This window comes from Corynebacterium sp. HMSC078H07 (assembly GCF_001812805.1).
Lineage (GTDB): Bacteria > Actinomycetota > Actinomycetes > Mycobacteriales > Mycobacteriaceae > Corynebacterium.
This window is the reverse complement of the sequence record NZ_KV810455.1, coordinates 71,307-87,374: the sequence shown is the minus strand read 5'-3', so window position 1 is coordinate 87,374 and position 16,068 is coordinate 71,307. Positions and strand designations below refer to the sequence as shown.

14 protein-coding genes, 1 tRNA gene and 1 other RNA gene are annotated in these 16,068 nt (G+C 61.1%); 7 read left to right on the top strand and 9 right to left on the bottom strand.

What is annotated here, in order from left to right:
• Window positions 1-18: 18 nt before the first annotated feature.
• Window positions 19-1,740, top strand: a complete 1,722-nt coding sequence (locus HMPREF2875_RS03415; protein WP_070670286.1) for a CYTH and CHAD domain-containing protein — start codon at window positions 19-21, stop codon at window positions 1,738-1,740.
• Window positions 1,741-1,873: 133 nt separating this feature from the next.
• Here the strand turns inward: HMPREF2875_RS03415 and HMPREF2875_RS03410 are convergent, their stop codons facing one another.
• Window positions 1,874-2,062 carry a hypothetical protein gene (locus tag HMPREF2875_RS03410; protein WP_039676191.1) on the bottom strand — a complete coding sequence of 63 codons (189 nt, stop codon included), beginning with the start codon at window positions 2,060-2,062 and terminating at the stop codon, window positions 1,874-1,876.
• Between the two features lie 214 nt (window positions 2,063-2,276).
• Between HMPREF2875_RS03410 and HMPREF2875_RS03405 the strand changes: the two genes are divergently transcribed.
• Complete coding sequence (locus HMPREF2875_RS03405) at window positions 2,277-3,548, top strand: galactokinase family protein (RefSeq protein ID WP_070670283.1); 1,272 nt, start codon at window positions 2,277-2,279, stop codon at window positions 3,546-3,548.
• On the opposite strand, the gene HMPREF2875_RS03400 is transcribed toward HMPREF2875_RS03405, so the two are convergent.
• The 5 genes from HMPREF2875_RS03400 to HMPREF2875_RS03380 form a co-directional block, all read right to left on the bottom strand.
• Window positions 3,545-4,960 (bottom strand): ribonuclease catalytic domain-containing protein, encoded by a 1,416-nt coding sequence (locus tag HMPREF2875_RS03400; protein ID WP_070670280.1) that lies wholly within the window; start codon window positions 4,958-4,960, stop codon window positions 3,545-3,547. The two genes, HMPREF2875_RS03405 and HMPREF2875_RS03400, sit on opposite strands and share 4 nt — an antisense overlap.
• A gap of 36 nt (window positions 4,961-4,996) precedes the next feature.
• Window positions 4,997-5,431, bottom strand: an RNA gene (rnpB, locus tag HMPREF2875_RS03395) — RNase P RNA component class A.
• 15 nt (window positions 5,432-5,446) lie between these two features.
• Window positions 5,447-6,592 (bottom strand): bifunctional RNase H/acid phosphatase, encoded by a 1,146-nt coding sequence (locus tag HMPREF2875_RS03390; RefSeq protein WP_070670277.1) that lies wholly within the window; start codon window positions 6,590-6,592, stop codon window positions 5,447-5,449.
• Entirely contained in the window at window positions 6,589-7,305 is a 717-nt protein-coding gene (locus HMPREF2875_RS03385; protein WP_070670274.1) for a zinc ribbon domain-containing protein, read from the bottom strand. Before HMPREF2875_RS03385 ends, HMPREF2875_RS03390 begins: the two co-directional genes overlap by 4 nt.
• Entirely contained in the window at window positions 7,306-8,154 is an 849-nt protein-coding gene (locus tag HMPREF2875_RS03380; RefSeq protein WP_070670270.1) for a Nif3-like dinuclear metal center hexameric protein, read from the bottom strand.
• Window positions 8,155-8,259: 105 nt separating this feature from the next.
• Here HMPREF2875_RS03380 and HMPREF2875_RS03375 point away from each other — a divergent pair, with 105 nt between their 5' ends.
• Window positions 8,260-8,751, top strand: a complete 492-nt coding sequence (locus HMPREF2875_RS03375; RefSeq protein WP_070670267.1) for a low molecular weight protein-tyrosine-phosphatase — start codon at window positions 8,260-8,262, stop codon at window positions 8,749-8,751.
• A 10-nt stretch (window positions 8,752-8,761) separates the two neighbouring features.
• Window positions 8,762-9,727 (top strand): SURF1 family cytochrome oxidase biogenesis protein, encoded by a 966-nt coding sequence (locus HMPREF2875_RS03370; RefSeq protein ID WP_070670264.1) that lies wholly within the window; start codon window positions 8,762-8,764, stop codon window positions 9,725-9,727.
• A 428-nt stretch (window positions 9,728-10,155) separates the two neighbouring features.
• Here HMPREF2875_RS03370 and HMPREF2875_RS03365 read toward each other — a convergent pair.
• Window positions 10,156-10,231, bottom strand: a tRNA-Val gene (locus tag HMPREF2875_RS03365).
• Window positions 10,232-10,341: 110 nt separating this feature from the next.
• Window positions 10,342-10,779, bottom strand: a complete 438-nt coding sequence (locus HMPREF2875_RS03360) for a DUF3052 domain-containing protein (protein WP_070670261.1) — start codon at window positions 10,777-10,779, stop codon at window positions 10,342-10,344.
• 172 nt (window positions 10,780-10,951) lie between these two features.
• Here HMPREF2875_RS03360 and aceE point away from each other — a divergent pair, with 172 nt between their 5' ends.
• Window positions 10,952-13,708: a pyruvate dehydrogenase (acetyl-transferring), homodimeric type gene (gene aceE / locus HMPREF2875_RS03355; protein ID WP_070670324.1), complete on the top strand. Its 2,757-nt coding sequence runs from the start codon at window positions 10,952-10,954 to the stop codon at window positions 13,706-13,708.
• Window positions 13,709-13,948: 240 nt separating this feature from the next.
• Here aceE and HMPREF2875_RS03350 read toward each other — a convergent pair whose 3' ends face one another.
• Window positions 13,949-14,962, bottom strand: a complete 1,014-nt coding sequence (locus HMPREF2875_RS03350; RefSeq protein WP_070670258.1) for an alpha/beta fold hydrolase — start codon at window positions 14,960-14,962, stop codon at window positions 13,949-13,951.
• A 26-nt stretch (window positions 14,963-14,988) separates the two neighbouring features.
• Here HMPREF2875_RS03350 and HMPREF2875_RS03345 point away from each other — a divergent pair, with 26 nt between their 5' ends.
• Together HMPREF2875_RS03345 and HMPREF2875_RS03340 are read left to right on the top strand one after the other, a co-directional pair.
• Window positions 14,989-15,291, top strand: coding sequence for an acyl carrier protein (locus HMPREF2875_RS03345; protein ID WP_070670252.1), 303 nt, complete (start codon window positions 14,989-14,991; stop codon window positions 15,289-15,291).
• Complete coding sequence (locus HMPREF2875_RS03340; RefSeq protein WP_070670250.1) at window positions 15,288-16,067, top strand: HAD-IIA family hydrolase; 780 nt, start codon at window positions 15,288-15,290, stop codon at window positions 16,065-16,067. Before HMPREF2875_RS03345 ends, HMPREF2875_RS03340 begins: the two co-directional genes overlap by 4 nt.
• The last annotated feature ends 1 nt before the right edge of the window (window position 16,068 follow it).

Genomic DNA, 16,068 nt, shown 5'->3' with positions numbered 1-16,068 from the left:
GCCGACGAAGGTGTGTGTATGTCTCCGAAGACGTTCTTAGAAGTCGAAGCCAAGTTCGCCGTGGACGAATCCACCCCGGTACCTGATCTCACCCAGCTCGAAGAGGTCGCACGAGTCGCGGAAACCCGTCATCACTCGATGTCCGCGATTTACTATGACACCGAGGATCTTCGCCTTACCCATGCGAAAATCACGTTGCGTCGTCGTACAGGCGGCAATGATGATGGCTGGCACATCAAGATTCCAGGCGATGCGGGACGCACTGAGATTCGTGCCGAGTTGGGCGAGCCGGTTGACGGCCGCTACGAGGTTCCGGCAGAACTCATCCACGAAGTTCGCTCTGTAATCCGCAATCATCCTCTGGCCCCCATCGCACAGGTCGACAACAACCGCACCGAGTTGTTGTTGGTCGACGACACTGACCAGCCTGTCGCGGAGTTCTGCGATGACCACGTCACCGCTTTCTCCTTCCTTCCCGGCGGCACGCAGTGTGCATGGCGCGAATGGGAAGTTGAACTCGCGGGAGAACTTCCTGCCACCAAGAAGGGCGGCTCACTCCTTCGTCACGCCACTTCGCTTCTTATTAGCTCTGGGGCTCGCGTGTCGTCTTCACCGTCGAAGCTAAAGTCAGCCTTGGGTGACTCCATCAACAGTGTTGCGTTGCCGCCGGCTCTTGCAGTGTCGAATCTTGACCCGGACTCCCCCGCTGCTGCTGTTGTAAACGCGCTCAAGGCTAACCGCGACAAGCTCGTGGAGTACGACCCACGCGTTCGCCGCGACGAGTGGGATTCCGTTCACCAGATGCGCGTTGCTACCCGTGAGCTTCGCAGCCACCTCCAAACGTTCCACGGAATTGTTGTCGGTCCGGAGATCGAACGGTTGGAGTCGGATCTCAAGCAACTGGCCAGTATGTTGGGCGTTGCCCGCGATGCTGAGGTTGTCGAAGAACGGTGGCAGAACCTCCTTGCTTCCGAAGATTCGGATGTGCTGGATGAGGCAACCCGTGAGCACATCGCGCATGACATGGGCCGCGACTACCGCCGAGCTCATCGTCGCGTCATTGCCGCTCTCGATTCCGACCAGTACCTTGACCTCCTCGATGCTCTGGATGCATTCCTGGCTAACCCACCAGTCGCGGGTGAGGACACCGAGTTCGAGGGCGATGCAACTGATTCCGATGCGGAGTCTGCAGCATCCGAATCGGCAGAAGAGATTGAATCTCCAGAGAAGCAGGAACAGCCGAAGGAATCCAAGCCGAAGCATGCTAAGAGCGAGGATGCGGAGCACCATGACCTCGACACCGTTATGGCGTTGCACCTCAACCAGGCTTACGACAAGCTGGTGAAGCGCCACAAGAAGGCGGTTAAGAACTGGGATAACACCGAGTTGACCTTGCATGAGCGCGAGGAGTACTTCCACGACATGCGTAAGGCTGCCAAGAAGCTGCGCTATGCTGCTGAGGCTGCGGGCTCTGCCACTAACCTCAAGACCAAGAACCTTTACAAGGCCTGCAAGAATATGCAGTCGGTCTTGGGTGACTTCCAGGATTCGGTCACGTCCCGAGACAAGCTCATTGAACTGGCAGAAACGGCACGTCGCCGGGGCGAAGACACCTTTGGCTATGGCCTGCTCTACCAGCGTGAGCGTGCCATCGGCTTGGAAGCACTCGACGCTTACGCAGAGAGCTTCAAGGCGATTAAGTCAGCCTTCAAGCCGCTGCGTAAGAAGCTGGATAAATAACTCTGCCTACTCGAGCGGTGTAGAACGACACTGACCCCGCTGTTTCCCTTATCACCCAGTGTGCGAGGCACTCGGTGGATGGGATTCAGCGGGGTCTCTTCTTTGTCAGCAGTCGCCGATCAAAGGTGTTGCTTTAGTAATCGTCTTCGGCTGCGTCCTCGGCATCGGCCGCGGCCGTGCGGGCATTGGCAATCTCGATGGCGTGCTCGGCTTCCTCACGGGAGTCATAGGGGCCCATGCGGTTTTCCCAACCGGAAACCTTGCCCTGTGATACCTCACCGGTAGAGGGATCGTAGAACCACTTCTTGTCAGCGTCAGCCATTGTCTTCTCCATTCTGGGATGCTCATCCCTCATACTGTGAACCGCGGGAATTCGCTCACTTCTCTGGCGCGGTGGCCGGAAAGGTGGGCTTTCGGGTCTCGGTGCACCCCACACTACAGACCGGCGGCGCATCGTGCGGCTAGAATAGACAGGTCACTCTCTTCTGCACCTGTGCAGAGAACCTATCGCCACCAGCAAAGGAGTACCTTCCCCGATGCCCCAGTGGACTGCCCCTTCAACACCGGTCGTCGACCGCGCACGCACCGCTCACCGCGATAATGTCGGCACCGAGCCAACACACATCGCGAGTGCCCCGGCCACGTGGTCACTCATCGGCGAACACATCGACCACTTCGGCGGCATCGCCATCATGGGCTTGGCGGATCTTCGCGCCGCAGTTGCCGTTAGCCCCAGAGGCGATGGCACCGTGTCCGTTCGCTGCCTGTGCGCTGACGGCAGCACCACCGAAGATTCCATCACCTTGGAAAAGGTGTCCGCTCTTGCTGCCGAGCAGCAGCCCAGCGTCGATTCTGAGGGCCAGCCTGTTGTACCCCCTGCACCGAAAGGTGGGCTGGCAGCCCGTCTGGGCGGCATCGTCCACACGATGATCAACCGCCAGCTGCTGTCCCGCGAAACTGCCGGTGCAGACATCACGGTGGTCACGGACATTCCAGACAACGCGGGCTTGGGTGCTGCTGCAGCAGTCGATATTGCGACCGCTCTTGCGCTGCTGGGAGGGGCTGATGAACCGTTCGATGCGCCTTTGCGCGCACGTCTGGCTGAGGTCTGCTCACAGGCCGTAGGAACCTTCGCGAGCTTCCCCGCCTTGCGTGCCCGTCACTCCGCGGCACTGCGCGGAACGGGTGAATCCATCACCATCATCGACTACGCCGATGGTTCCGTCACTCAGGCACCACATGCGGTGAACCAAGACCTCGTAGCTTATGCGCTTGCTGTCCCCGGCGACTTTGACTGCGAGGAAACGATCGCTGATATCCGTGCCCGCGAGCGTTTCATCGATGATGCCTGCCATGCCTTCGGCACGGAATCGCTACGTCTCTTGCCGGATGCACCACAGCGTGTGCTTGATTGGTTGGCAGCCGTCCATAAGATTCACGGCCCTGAGAATCAGCCCACCATTGCCCAAGCCACGGCATGGTTGACGTTTTATGCAGAGGAAACCCAGCGTGCCCAAGGCGTGGCCCGTGCGCTGCGCTCACGCCGCGGCACGGAGCTTTTCCCGTTGCTGACGCAATCGCAATCTGCCCTTGCTACGGTCTATGGTTTTGATTCTGCGGAAAAGCTTGCCCAGCTGGCGACTGCCCGCGGTGCTGCTGCCGCACGCTCAGCGCATGCGGGTACCTCAACAGCGGTCATCGCGTATGTCCCGAGTACTAAGGCCACCAACTTTGCCGCAGATTTGGCTGAGGATGGGTTGCTCGTGGTTCCACTGAACGCCGGCGCACCGGCGGTGACCGAAAGCTAGTCGGCGGGCCAAGCAAAGAGCACGTCGCGCCCAGCGACATCAGCCTTAACCAGCGATACGGTGGTCTCGCTACCCGTGGGAGGCTGGCCCACAGCCTCCCCCATCACGGGCGGCTCAAGGATAAACAGGCGTGCCTTGTCACGCTTTTCGCCGCCATCGACCACGACTGACTCGAAATTGGTGCCTACCCAGGGAGCGAGCACGGTGGCCTCAGTGAGATTGAGGCAGGCTCGGTCTACCTGCGAAGCTAGCTGGGACGTGGAGCGCATCGTAGAGATGACATCCCCGGCGCGGTTGCGTACCCATTCAGGAACCTCGTAGCCGCCACTTAACGCGAGGCAGACTTCGGTGGCGAAGCGATCGACGAGTCGACGCAATGGAGCGGTGACGTGGGCGTAGTAGCCGCCGATACCCGCATGAACGTCAGCTGGAGATTCTTCGAGCCACACATAATCAGCACCGCGTAGCAGGCGCTGGGCTTCGCGCATAACTGCCATGCCGCGGGGAGAATCAGCATCGACTGAGTGCAAGAACTCAGAAATCGATTGGCCTTCCAACGAGAAACCCAGTGCTTGGGCTTCGGAACGGAACTCAGCCTCAGCTTCCGGGGTAGCAGCTGCCAAGGTGCGCAAGAAACCAACGCCATGGGATTCCATGAGGCGGCCCGCGCACATGCCAGTCAGCAGGGAAATCTCCGAGTTATAGTCCATGACTTCGTAGCGCGGCTCGATGATGAGCTCATAGTGGTCTTGGTCCTCGCCTGCTTCTGAGTCGGAGGCCTCGGACACTCGCTGAGACGGCAGGCGGAGGTTAATGGCGTCGCGGCGCAACGAGGAGGCTTGGCGTAGCTTGCCTACTTCCGGTAGCAACGCAATGGAGGAATGCAGGGAGCCGTTCTCCAAATCCTCGTGAACCCGGTCGTAGTCCAGCCGTGCGCGGTTGCGCACGAGGGCACGCTCCACCGAGAAATCTTCCACCTCACCGGCGGAGTCGAGGTCAAAGGTCCACAGGACGGCGGGACGGTCGACGTCGGCAAGCAGCGAAGCCCTATCCTCCGAAAGCTCAGCCGGGTGCAGCCGCGCGGGCTCATCGGGAAGGTAGATGGTCTGCCCGCGCTTGAGGGACTCCTCTTCCAGGGCTGAGCCGGGTTCGATGAAAGCAGCGACGTCGGCAATGGCATAGAGCACGCGGTAGCCGCCATCGCGGGCTTCGATGAACACCGCCTGGTCCAAGTCCATAGAACCTACCGGGTCGATGGTGACCAGGGGAATATCGCGGGCATCGCGGCGCTGGTCCGCGTAGCGGTCCTGCGCGGAGGCAGCCTGTGTGGTGACCTCTTCGGGGAAGGTGGTCGGGACGGAAAACTCCTCCGCGATGGCGCGGAAATCCAACGGTGCGGCATACAGCTTCATGCCGCCCCATTGTTCCAAAAAATAAAAGTGTGGGCACGAATGAGCCAACCTATAAGCCGGATTCTGTACCGCGCACCACGGCGCGGTGGTAAACATCCATCCAGGCCAACCGTTGCCAGTTGGCTCAAGCAGCTACCTTCAGGCTTCGGCGAGCAACCTACTAACGCCTGATCGGGCCCGCTAGCGTGGCGGGCCGTGATGCCTTGCTCCCAGTGGGGTTTACCCAGCCACCGCCATCACTGACGGTGCTGGTGCGCTCTTACCGCACCGTTTCACCCTTACCGCTTGTCCTACGCCGCACCGAAGCGAAGCGGAGGCACGCGGCGGTTTACTTTCTGTTGCACTTGCCCGCGGGTCACCCCGGGTTGCTGTTAGCAACCACCGTGCTCTGTGGAGTCCGGACTTTCCTCGGCCCGCGCCTAGCCCCAGGAAGGGGCCGGTTCGACGGAACGCGTTTACCCGGTCGGCTCATTCGCGCCTGTTAGTTTATCCCAGTGCTGCCAAATGCCCCACATCGTTGAATCGGTGCAGGACACCGCGGTCATCGAAGAACTCGACTTCGCTAAGAGAGGCCAGGCCCAAGAAGAGGTGGAGCGGGGTCTGCGGCCCCGAGTCAAGGGCTTGGCGGATAAAGGACTTAATCGGGTTGACGTGGGAAACCACGAGGACCGTCTTGCCTTCGTAGCGCTTCTGCAGCTCACGACGGGCAGCGCTGACGCGGCGGTGGACCGCACGCAGGGACTCACCACCGGGGCAGGATACGGAGGTATCCTGCAGCCAGCGCGCGTGGAGCTCAGGGTCTGCGGCGTCGGCTTCGGCGAAGGTCTTGCCTTCCCAGCGGCCAAAGTCCACCTCGATAAGCTTCTCCACGGTCTCAACCTGCAGGTCCCGGCCCTCCACTACCGCGGCCGCGGTCTGCTGGCAGCGGCGCAACGGGGAGCAGACGACGGCGTCGATGTGGGTATCTGCCAGAGCCTGGGCGGCAGCGAGTGCCTGCTTCTTTCCCAATTCGTTGAGCTCCGGGTTCGCGCGGCCGGAGTACTGCTTGGCAGCGGGCATCGGCGTCTGGCCGTGGCGCAGCAGGATAAAACGCGTCACGGGGCCGGACTCGAGGCGCCAATCGGAGGCCGTCGAGGAATCGGTTGGGGTTTCCGCAGGCGCAGTGCTTGGCGACGCCTCCCCCGCCTCCCCACTACCCATATCGAGGATGCCAACGGGCTCGCCCTTCGCTGCGGCATCCATGGCGACGTTGGAGAGTTCATCGGCCACCGAGTTCTGGGCGCGTGGAACCCACTCGAGGGTGTAGCTGCCAATCTGGTTGAGCAGGCCACGTGCCTCAAGGGCGAGTTTTTGCATGTCGGGGTGCTTGATCTTCCAGCGCCCGTTCATCTGTTCCACTACGAGCTTGGAGTCCATATAGAACTCCACCTCGTCCGCGCCCAGCTCCACGGCGGCCTCCAGACCGCGGAGGAGGCCATGGTATTCGGCCACGTTGTTGGTGGATTGCTGGCCTACCACGTAGGCGATTTCCTTCAGCAGCTGCGAGCGGTCCTCGTTGTAGACCGCAGTACCGGAACCGGCGATGCCAGGGTTGCCGCGGGAGCCACCGTCAGCAAAGATGACGAGTTTCATGATGCCGGGCGCACCAGGTAGGAACCGCAGTCGCCGCACTGCGGGAGGACGTCGGCAGCCGCGTTGCGCACCGCATTCTGTTCAGCCGGCGGCAACACGATGAAGCAGCCGCCGCAGGCACGGCCGGTGAACGCCGCTGCACCTACGCCGTTTTCTTCACGTACGGTCTCGTACTCGTCGAGGACATCCGCCGGCAGCTGCTCACGCAGCTCGTTGATGCGAACCTGCGGGTCCGGCTGGTTTGCGGCGGCTTCCTGGGCAGCTTCCGCCGCGCGTTTGAGTACCTCGAGCTTGCGCTCAGAATCGGAGACCCTGGCGCCGTGAACATCCAGGTTGGCGCGCAGAGCGTGAATTTCGTTGTGGGCTTCCTGCAGCTCGCTCATCAGGTCTGCGATGCGGGACTTGGCTGCATAAAGGTCGTGCTCAAGATCCTTGCGCTGCTCGGGGTCGGTAGCAGCACCAAGCTGGGCCTTGTCGTCGCGCTCGCGTTGGCGCAGCTTGCGCTCATCTGCCTGAATGCGCAGGATTTCCAGCTCCATGTCGTCGACGGCGAGTTGGGCGGAGCCAGAGGCGTCGATAAGCCGGGCGTGTGCGGCCTGGGCCTTCTCGTATTCCTCTTGTTCCGGGATCGTGGCGGTACCCCCCAGCGCCTGGGAGCGCTCCAATGTGGCCAGTTCGAGCAAGGTCTGCTGCAGGTCCTGTGACAGCTTCATTTAGTTCTCCTTCTGCGCAGAAATAGTCCAAGGGTCAGTGCGGAGATCAATAATCTCGGTCTTCACGCGCAATACGCTCTCCACAATATCGCGCGCCTGGGCGGTCCAGGGAAATTCGCTGGCCCAGTGGGCAGTATCCACCACGGCTGGGCCTTCCGGATCCATGAGGTGGGCAGCACGCAGGTGCTCATCCACCGGGTGGTGGCGCAGGTCAGACGTGACATAAACATCCACGCCCAGCGCTGCTGCCTTATCGAGGAAGGAGTCTCCCGAACCGCTGGAGACTGCCACGCGCTTGACCATCCGCTCCGGATCACCAGCCGCACGCACTCCCCACTCGGTCTTCGGGAGGGCCTCGGCCACGCGCTGGGTGAACTCCCGCAACGTGATGGCCTCCGGCAGCTCACCAATGCGCCCCAGCCCTAGGGCTTCGTCGAGGTTGTCATAAGGCTCTACCGGAACGATGGGGCGGCCGGGTGTGATACCGACGAGTTCCGCCAGCTTGTCATTGACGCCGGGGCGAGCCTTGTCAGCATTGGTGTGCGCGGAGAGCAACGCCACGCCATTGCGGATGAGGGTGTGGATGACCTTGCCCTTCGGAGTATCCGCGGCGACTGAGGTCACCCCGCGCATGAGCAGCGGGTGGTGCACGATGAGCATCTGCGCGCCGAGATCCACGGCCTTATCCGCTACCTCTTGTGTGCAGTCGAGGGCGAAGGCCACAGTGCTGACGTCATCCTGCGGGTCGCCACAGACCAAGCCCATCGCGTCCCATGATTCGGCCAATTCTGGTGGGTAGGCCTCATGGATCACGCGGCGGATTTCGCCGACAGTCGTGCGTTCTGCCATCTCGTTTGCTCCTTAGTTGAAGGTAGGTTTCACGTCAGTCGCGTTGCTGCTATATCCTAGCTTTCGTTCGCCAGCGCACCCTCGATATTGTAAGGAGTCCCCTCCATGACGCCTCCGGAGAACGATAACCAGCTCCACATCGTCTTTGTGTGCACTGGCAATATTTGCCGCTCACCGATGGCGGAAATCATCACCCGCGATGCCATGGAGACCGACATGCTCGATCTTCTAGCTCGCGTCTCCTCGTGCGGCCTCGGCGGCTGGCACGTGGGCCAGGGAGCCGATGAGCGCGCTGTGGCTGAGCTGCGCCGCGGCGGCCACGATGGTGCAAGCCACCGTGCTGCCCAGCTCAGTGAGGAGCACATGGATGCCGACCTGTTGGTGGCCATGGATACCGGCCACCGCGATGCCCTCCTTGAGCGTGGCATCCCTGAGGAGAAGGTGCGCCTCATGCGCAGCTTCGATCCGAATTCCCCGGAGGATGCCAGCGTAGAGGATCCCTTCTACGGCACCGAGGAGGACTTTGAGCGCACCCGCAAGGAGATTGATGCCGCGGTGCCGGGCCTGCTCGATTGGATTCGCCAGCAGCGCGACTAGACTGGGCCTCATGCTCAAGACGTTCCTCAAGCCTGGGTGGGTACTCCTGCTCATCTTTGTCGTCGCTTTTAGCTACTTCACCTTCACGGTGCTTGCACCCTGGCAGCTGGGCAAGGACGACCAGATTGTGGAGCGCAACCACCTCATTGAGGAAGCCTACGACTCCGATCCGCAGCCAATTGAGGAGGTCTTCTCCGCCGACGGCACTCTCAACAAGGAGTGGACGCGCGCTGAGCTGACCGGCCACTACCTCCCCGACCAGGAGGTCTTATTGCGCTTGCGCCCGGTGGGGTCGAGCCCTGCGTTCCAGTCGCTCGTTCCTTTTGAGACCACCTCGGGCATGACGCTGCTGGTCAACCGCGGCTGGGTGCCCACAGATGAGGGCAACGCCGTGCCCCACATCGACAAGGCTCCGAGCGCGGAGGTCACCATCGAGGCCATGGCCCGCGCCGATGAGCCCCAACACACCTCCGCCCCGACTGAACAGCAAGGCTACACGCAGGTCTATTCCATCAATACGGAACAGATCGCGGAGCTTACCGACGTCCCCCTTGCCCACGATTACCTCCAACTCACCGCCGATCAGCCAGGTGAGCTCAATACTCTCCCGATCCCGAAGCTGGACCGCGGCAACCACCTGTCTTACGGCTACCAGTGGATTGCCTTCGGAATCATGGCGCCGCTGGGCTTCGCATATTTCGTCTGGTCTGAGATTAGGGAACGCCGCCGCGCCCGCGAGGAGGAAGCTGCACTTGCTGCCGCTGCCGCTGCAGTCGATGGCCCCACCACCGACGAGACTGCTCCTTCCGAGGCAGAGTCCTCGCAGTCTCTTACTCCGAAGCAGGACGAGCCCGACACCACAGCACCCTCCACGGAAGCAGCTCCGGTCTCCTCGCGGCGTACCCGCTCACGGTACGGCGCCTCCAAGCCGGACTTCTACGAGAAAATCCGCGAGCGCGGCCACGAACGCTTCTAGCGAAGACATGCCAGAAGCAGTGTGGCCAATCAACGGTAGTGAAGAAGAATGTCTCCGAATCGGCAAGCAGGCCTTCTCATTCACTCCCGACGCTACTAAATACGGGTCAATGAGGATACCGATGCACCTTCCTGTGCTCGAACCAGGCCCAAATCAAAGAAGCCAAGAACAACAGTGGCGTAACCCACGCCAGACGATGCCACCAATGTGCTCCAAAGTATGATTCATCAGCACTTAGTCCTGCTAGATAATTGATTACAAGCGTTGCGATAAACAGCACTACAACGGCAGTAACGCTCCACCAGTAGGCTGCGCTTTTCTGTTTACGCATCAATGCCATCCCTCTCAATACGTGTTTGCTGTTCTAGCGCGGGCGCCGTCCGAGCACGACGAAACCCCTCTCCAACTTAACGGAAAGGGGTTTCATTTGGTGCGGCCTGAGGGGATCGAACCCCCGACCTACTGGGTGTAAACCAGTTGCTCTTCCAGCTGAGCTAAAGCCGCAGTGCACTTGGTGCGCTCGCACAAGATTAGCCTATAGGCACCCGCAGCAACAAATCAGGGTTCCTCTTGTTGCTGCGAATGCCACCTGAGCAGGCTTTTCGCCTTAATCCTTAAGGCTTCTTGGTGTAGCCGCGCGCAACGAGGCAGGAGCCCTGCCACTCACCGAGACGCTCAGCCTTGGTCTGTACGAGGCCGGCCAGCTGAGCGGATTCAGAAATCTCGCCCGGCTCCAAGTTGCCCGGCTTTCCAGCGCCCGGGGTCATCAGCCAAATGCGGCCAGAGTCCCCGAGGGGGCGGGTAGCGTCTACAAGGCCGTCAACCAAGTCGCCATCCTCAGCGCGCCACCACAGCAGCACAACGTCACACAGCTCGTCGGTTTCCTCGTCAAGGAAGTCATCTCCCAGTACGTCCTCAATGGACTCGGAAATCGTGGAATCGCAGTCCTCATCCCACCCGAGCTCGAGGGCAATCTGTCCCTCTGTGATGCCGAGCTTGGCTGCCGTTCCGGTCACGCGTTGAGTTCCTTCCGATGGAGTCGTCGTTGTCATGCAGAGTATTTTAACGTCTGCGGTGCAGTTTTTCGCGTCGAACCGCCCCCAAATCTGCCTAGAAGTGGACATTTTCCCCTGTAAAACCACCCGTGGGGGCCTCGACGTGTCTCCCCAAAAGGAGGCGCGTATCCTTGTGACAGATCTTTGTACCACGAACCAGGAGGATTCCATGGCCGACTTGGACGCTGTCAACGGCGACTCCAACTTCCCCATCGTTCGCGATGGTGTAGCCGCGTACTTGCACGATAACGACCCGGAAGAGACCCGTGAGTGGATGGACTCCCTCGACGGTCTGCTGGATTCTTCCGATCCGGAGCGCGCCCGCTACCTCATGCTGCGCCTGCTGGAGCGCGCCACGGCAAAGCGTGTACCGCTGCCGTCCCTGACCTCCACAGACTTTGTAAACACCATCCCCACGTCTCTCGAGCCGGAGTTCCCGGGCGATGAGGAGTTGGAGAAGCGCTACCGCCGCTGGATTCGTTGGAATGCAGCCATCATGGTGCACCGCGCACAGCGCCCAGGCATTGGCGTGGGCGGCCACATCTCTACCTATGCGGGCGCTGCCCCGCTTTACGAAGTTGGCCTGAACCACTTCTTCAAGGGCAAGGACGATCCGTCTGGTGGTGACCAGATCTTCTTCCAGGGCCACGCTTCCCCGGGTGTGTACGCCCGCGCATTCATGGAAGGCCGCCTGACCGAGGAGGATATGGACAGCTTCCGTCAGGAGCACTCCCGTGGCGAGGACAAGGGACTGCCGTCCTACCCGCACCCGCGCCTTATGCCGGACTTCTGGGAGTTCCCGACTGTGTCCATGGGCCTCGGCCCGATTAATGCTATCTACCAGGCTCGCTTCAACAAGTACCTGGAGACCCGCGGCATCAAGGACACCTCGAAGCAGCACGTCTGGGCCTTCCTGGGTGACGGTGAGATGGATGAGCCGGAGTCGCGCGGTCTGCTGCAGATGGCGTCCCTCTACGAGCTGGATAACCTCACCTTCGTGGTCAACTGTAACCTGCAGCGCCTCGATGGCCCCGTGCGTGGTAACACCCAGATTATCCAGGAGCTGGAGTCCTTCTTCCGCGGCGCTGGCTGGTCCGTCATCAAGGTCGTGTGGGGCCGTGGCTGGGACAAGCTTCTCGACGCCGACAAGGAAGGCGCCCTTGTCAACATCATGAACACCACCTCCGATGGTGACTACCAGACCTTCAAGGCCAACGACGGCGCCTACGTCCGCGAGCACTTCTTCGGCCGCGATGAGCGCACGCTCAAGCTGGTCGAGGACATGACTGACGATGAGATTTGGGCACTGCGCCGCGGTGGTCACGACTACCGCAAGATCTACGCTGCGTACGACAAGGCTCTGAGCTACGCCGGCACCGGCCGCCCGACCGTCATTCTGGCCCACACCATTAAGGGCTACGGCCTGGGCCACAACTTCGAGGGCCGCAACGCTACCCACCAGATGAAGAAGCTGACCCTGGAGGACCTCAAGCTCTTCCGCGATAAGCAGGGAATCCCGATTACGGATGAGCAGCTGGAGGCTGATCCGTACCTGCCGCCGTACTACCACCCGGGTCCGGAGACTCCGGAAATCAAGTACATGCTGGAGCGTCGTAAAGAGCTCGGCGGCTTCCTTCCGGAGCGCCGTGAGAACTTCACTCCGTTGACCACCCCGGACCTGTCTAAGCTGCGTTCGGTGCGCAAGGGTTCCGGCAAGCAGGATGTGGCTACCACCATGGCTCTGGTCCGTACCTTCAAGGAGCTCATGCGCGATAAGGAACTGGGCAAGCGCGTGGTGCCGATCATCCCGGATGAGGCCCGTACCTTCGGTATGGACTCCTGGTTCCCGACCCTGAAGATCTGGAACCCACGTGGCCAGAACTACGTGCCGGTGGACCATGACCTCATGCTCTCCTACCGTGAGGCCACGGATGGCCAGATCCTCCACGAGGGTATTTCTGAGGCCGGCGCTGCTGCCTCCTTCACTGCGGCAGCAACGTCCTATGCTACGCAGGGCGAGGCCATGATTCCGCTGTACATCTTCTACTCGATGTTCGGCTTCCAGCGCACTGGCGACGCCTTCTGGGCCGCCGCCGACCAGCTGGGCCGCGGCTTCATCATCGGTGCTACTGCCGGCCGCACCACCCTGACCGGTGAGGGCCTACAGCACATGGATGGTCACTCCCCGATTTTGGCGTCGACCAACCCGGCTGTCGAGGTTTACGACCCGGCCTTCGGCTACGAGATTGCTCACCTTGTTCCGCGCGGTATCGAGCGCATGTACGGCGAGGACCACGAGCCCGTCATGTACTACCTCACCGTGTACAACGAGCCCGTGAAGCAGCCGGCTGAGCCGGAGAACCTCGACGTTGAGGGTCTGCACAAGGGTATCTACCACTACAACACCGCTGAGTCTGGCTCCATCCCGGCCAACATCCTGGCTTCCGGCGTCGGTATGTATGAGGCACTGCGTGCGCAGGAGATTCTGGCTGAGCAGTTCGACGTCAAGGCTTCTCTGTTCTCCGTCACGTCCTGGGTCAACCTGGCCCGCGATGGCGCTGCCCGCAACCAGGAGGCCCTGCGCAAGGGTGAAGCCCCGACCGAGGCCTTCGCCACCACCCAGCTCAAGGGCTTCGAGGGACCGTTCATCGGTGTCTCCGACTTCGCCACGGACCTGCAGGAGCAGATTCGCCCCTACGTCCCGGGTGATTACATCGTCCTGGGCACAGATGGCTTCGGCTTCTCCGATACGCGCGAAGGCGCTCGCCGCTTCTTCAACAACGATGCGGAGTCCATCGTTGTCGCAGTTCTCGAGGGCCTAGCTCGCGAGGGCAAGGTCGAGCGCAGTGTCGTGCAGCAGGCTGCTCGCGACCTGAAGCTCGATGACCCGACGGCCACCACCTCCCGGTCCACCGATGAGGACTAAGCCTGATGCGGAATAAGGCTTAGGGCTTAACAGCCCCAAGCCCTCCAGCCCCTTCTGCCCCATTTTGGGAGGGAGGGGCATTCTTCTTGCCTAAACCCAGGGGAGCCAACTGTCGTTGTTGCCAAAGATCTGGCCAGATCTTGAATCAGAGGCTATAACTTTGGCAGAACGGGCGGTTCGACCACCACAGGAGACCCAGCCAACGCCAATACAAAGCCCAACCGCCACCAGCAGCGGGGACTAGCCGCCAAGTACGCGATCGAGAACTCGGCCCAACGCCTTGGACACCTCGCTGGGCTCTTCCAGGATGACCATGTGCCCAGCACCATCGATAACGGTGAGGTTGGCGGAAGGCCAGTGGCGGGCAATGACCTCGGATTGGCGGTGAGGGGTGACAATGTCCTGTTTGCCCACAACAATTTCGCCCGGAATATCGCGCAGACGCGCGGCGGCACCGAATTCGGAGTGCTCCACGAGGTCATCGAAGAAACCGGAATAGCTCGACATCGGGGTATCGAGCAGCATGGACACGTGGAACTGTAGCTTGTCCATCTGGGGGAAGCCCTGCAAGAGCGCCGCAAAAGCTGGGGCCACCACGGCGGCTATCTCAAAGCGCGCGGTGTTTGCGCGTTCTGGAAGCCGCAAGCAAGTCCGGTACACCGCCTTCATAAACTGTGTTTCGAGGATTCGCGCAACCCCCTCTGCGGCAAAGCGCTGCATGGAGGTCGACACCAGCACCATGCCGTCAATGCGCTGGGCCACCTGTCGAGGTGCGCGCCGAAGGAGATTGAGGGCAATCATCCCGCCCATAGAATGGCCCAGCACGACGAGAGGGCCGGAAGCGGCACGTTCAGCAATAACGGCAAGCACATCGTCGGCTGCGCCCCGAACCGTGCACTCGGAGGGGGCGACGTGGGTGGTGAGGCCGTGGCCGCGGACGTCGACAAGCAAGCAGCGTACCGAGGGGTAATTCGCGCGGACGTCCTCGACTTGGGAGTAGAAGCTCTCCGCAGACAAACAGTATCCGTGAATAAAAACAGCGGTCACCGCGGCATCGGAGGGCCCGACTTCATACCAGGCCACGCGCACGCCATCGTTGTCCACGAAGCCATGGTCGCTGACCTGCGTCAGCCCTGGTTCCGTGGTGAGATCGTGCAATTGCGAATAAACAGTATGCTCGACGCGGCGCATCTGTGGGCGGACCCGGCGGGTCCAGCTGCGGGCGATTGCGGAGGAGCGTGCTCGATAAACCATGACATTTCAATACTAGACTGAAGCACATGGCTAACGACCTTTCCGCACAACTCGCAGCCCGCTTCGGCTCAGCACCGGCCGAGGACACCGATTCGGCACCTGCCGGCGACACGTACGGCGAACTCACTCGCCTCATCACGAAAGTCACGGGCATCGAGGAAGGCTTGGAGCGCGATGCCCTTCTAGAAGACCTTGGGGTGGAGTCACTAGAGCGCATTGAGCTGGCCGTTCGCCTCGAAGAGGCCTGTGGGGTGCGCCTTGATGAAGAAACGATACTCTCCGTGACTACGGTGGGCGACCTTGCTGATTATCTGGAGGAACACTCGTGATTTCTTATCTCTCTGACATGGACGGCGTCCTCATCAAGGAAGGGGAGATGATTCCCGGCGCGGACGCCTTCATCCAGGCGCTGAAAGATAATGACATCGAGTACATGGTGCTGACTAACAACTCGATGTCGACGCCGCGCGATCTCTCCGCACGCCTGAAGAACACCGGCCTGGATATCCCGGCGGAGCGCATCTGGACTTCGGCTACGGCTACCGCTGCGTTCCTCTCGAACCAGGCGGGGCTGTCCACTGCCTACGTCGTAGGCGAATCTGGCTTGACCACTGCCCTGCATGAGGCGGGCTGGATTCTCAATGACACCGACGCGGATTTCGTGGTCCTGGGTGAAACGCGTACCTATTCTTTTGAGGCCATCACCACCGCAATTAATCTCATCCGCAACGGCGCGCGCTTCATCGCGACGAACCCGGATGTCACTGGTCCAGCGCCCCAAGGTGTGCTTCCGGCAACCGGTGCGGTGGCCGCGCTCATTACCGCAGCGACGAACCGCGAGCCCTACTACGTGGGCAAGCCGAACCCAGTCATGATGCGCAGTGCGCTGAACAACATCGGCGCGCACTCGGAGAACACCGTCATGATTGGTGACCGCATGGATACAGACGTCAAGTCTGGCTTGGAGGCCGGCATGCGCAGCATCCTCGTGCGCTCAGGTATCAGCGATGACCGCGAGATTGAGCGCTACCCCTTCCGCCCGACGCGCATCATCAATTCCGTGGCAGACCTTCCTGAGCGCATCTTCGATCCTTTCAAGTATTAGG

Coding starts and splice junctions, on each gene's coding strand:
- HMPREF2875_RS03375 (WP_070670267.1), top strand. CDS start 8,260: ATGACGCCTCCGGAGAACGATAACCAGCTCCACATCGTCTTTGTGTGC.
- HMPREF2875_RS03350 (WP_070670258.1), bottom strand. CDS start 14,962: ATGGTTTATCGAGCACGCTCCTCCGCAATCGCCCGCAGCTGGACCCGC.
- HMPREF2875_RS03370 (WP_070670264.1), top strand. CDS start 8,762: ATGCTCAAGACGTTCCTCAAGCCTGGGTGGGTACTCCTGCTCATCTTT.
- HMPREF2875_RS03385 (WP_070670274.1), bottom strand. CDS start 7,305: ATGAAGCTGTCACAGGACCTGCAGCAGACCTTGCTCGAACTGGCCACA.
- HMPREF2875_RS03390 (WP_070670277.1), bottom strand. CDS start 6,592: ATGAAACTCGTCATCTTTGCTGACGGTGGCTCCCGCGGCAACCCTGGC.
- HMPREF2875_RS03360 (WP_070670261.1), bottom strand. CDS start 10,779: ATGACAACGACGACTCCATCGGAAGGAACTCAACGCGTGACCGGAACG.
- HMPREF2875_RS03400 (WP_070670280.1), bottom strand. CDS start 4,960: ATGAAGCTGTATGCCGCACCGTTGGATTTCCGCGCCATCGCGGAGGAG.
- HMPREF2875_RS03415 (WP_070670286.1), top strand. CDS start 19: ATGTCTCCGAAGACGTTCTTAGAAGTCGAAGCCAAGTTCGCCGTGGAC.
- HMPREF2875_RS03345 (WP_070670252.1), top strand. CDS start 14,989: ATGGCTAACGACCTTTCCGCACAACTCGCAGCCCGCTTCGGCTCAGCA.
- HMPREF2875_RS03410 (WP_039676191.1), bottom strand. CDS start 2,062: ATGGCTGACGCTGACAAGAAGTGGTTCTACGATCCCTCTACCGGTGAG.
- HMPREF2875_RS03380 (WP_070670270.1), bottom strand. CDS start 8,154: ATGGCAGAACGCACGACTGTCGGCGAAATCCGCCGCGTGATCCATGAG.
- aceE (WP_070670324.1), top strand. CDS start 10,952: ATGGCCGACTTGGACGCTGTCAACGGCGACTCCAACTTCCCCATCGTT.
- HMPREF2875_RS03405 (WP_070670283.1), top strand. CDS start 2,277: ATGCCCCAGTGGACTGCCCCTTCAACACCGGTCGTCGACCGCGCACGC.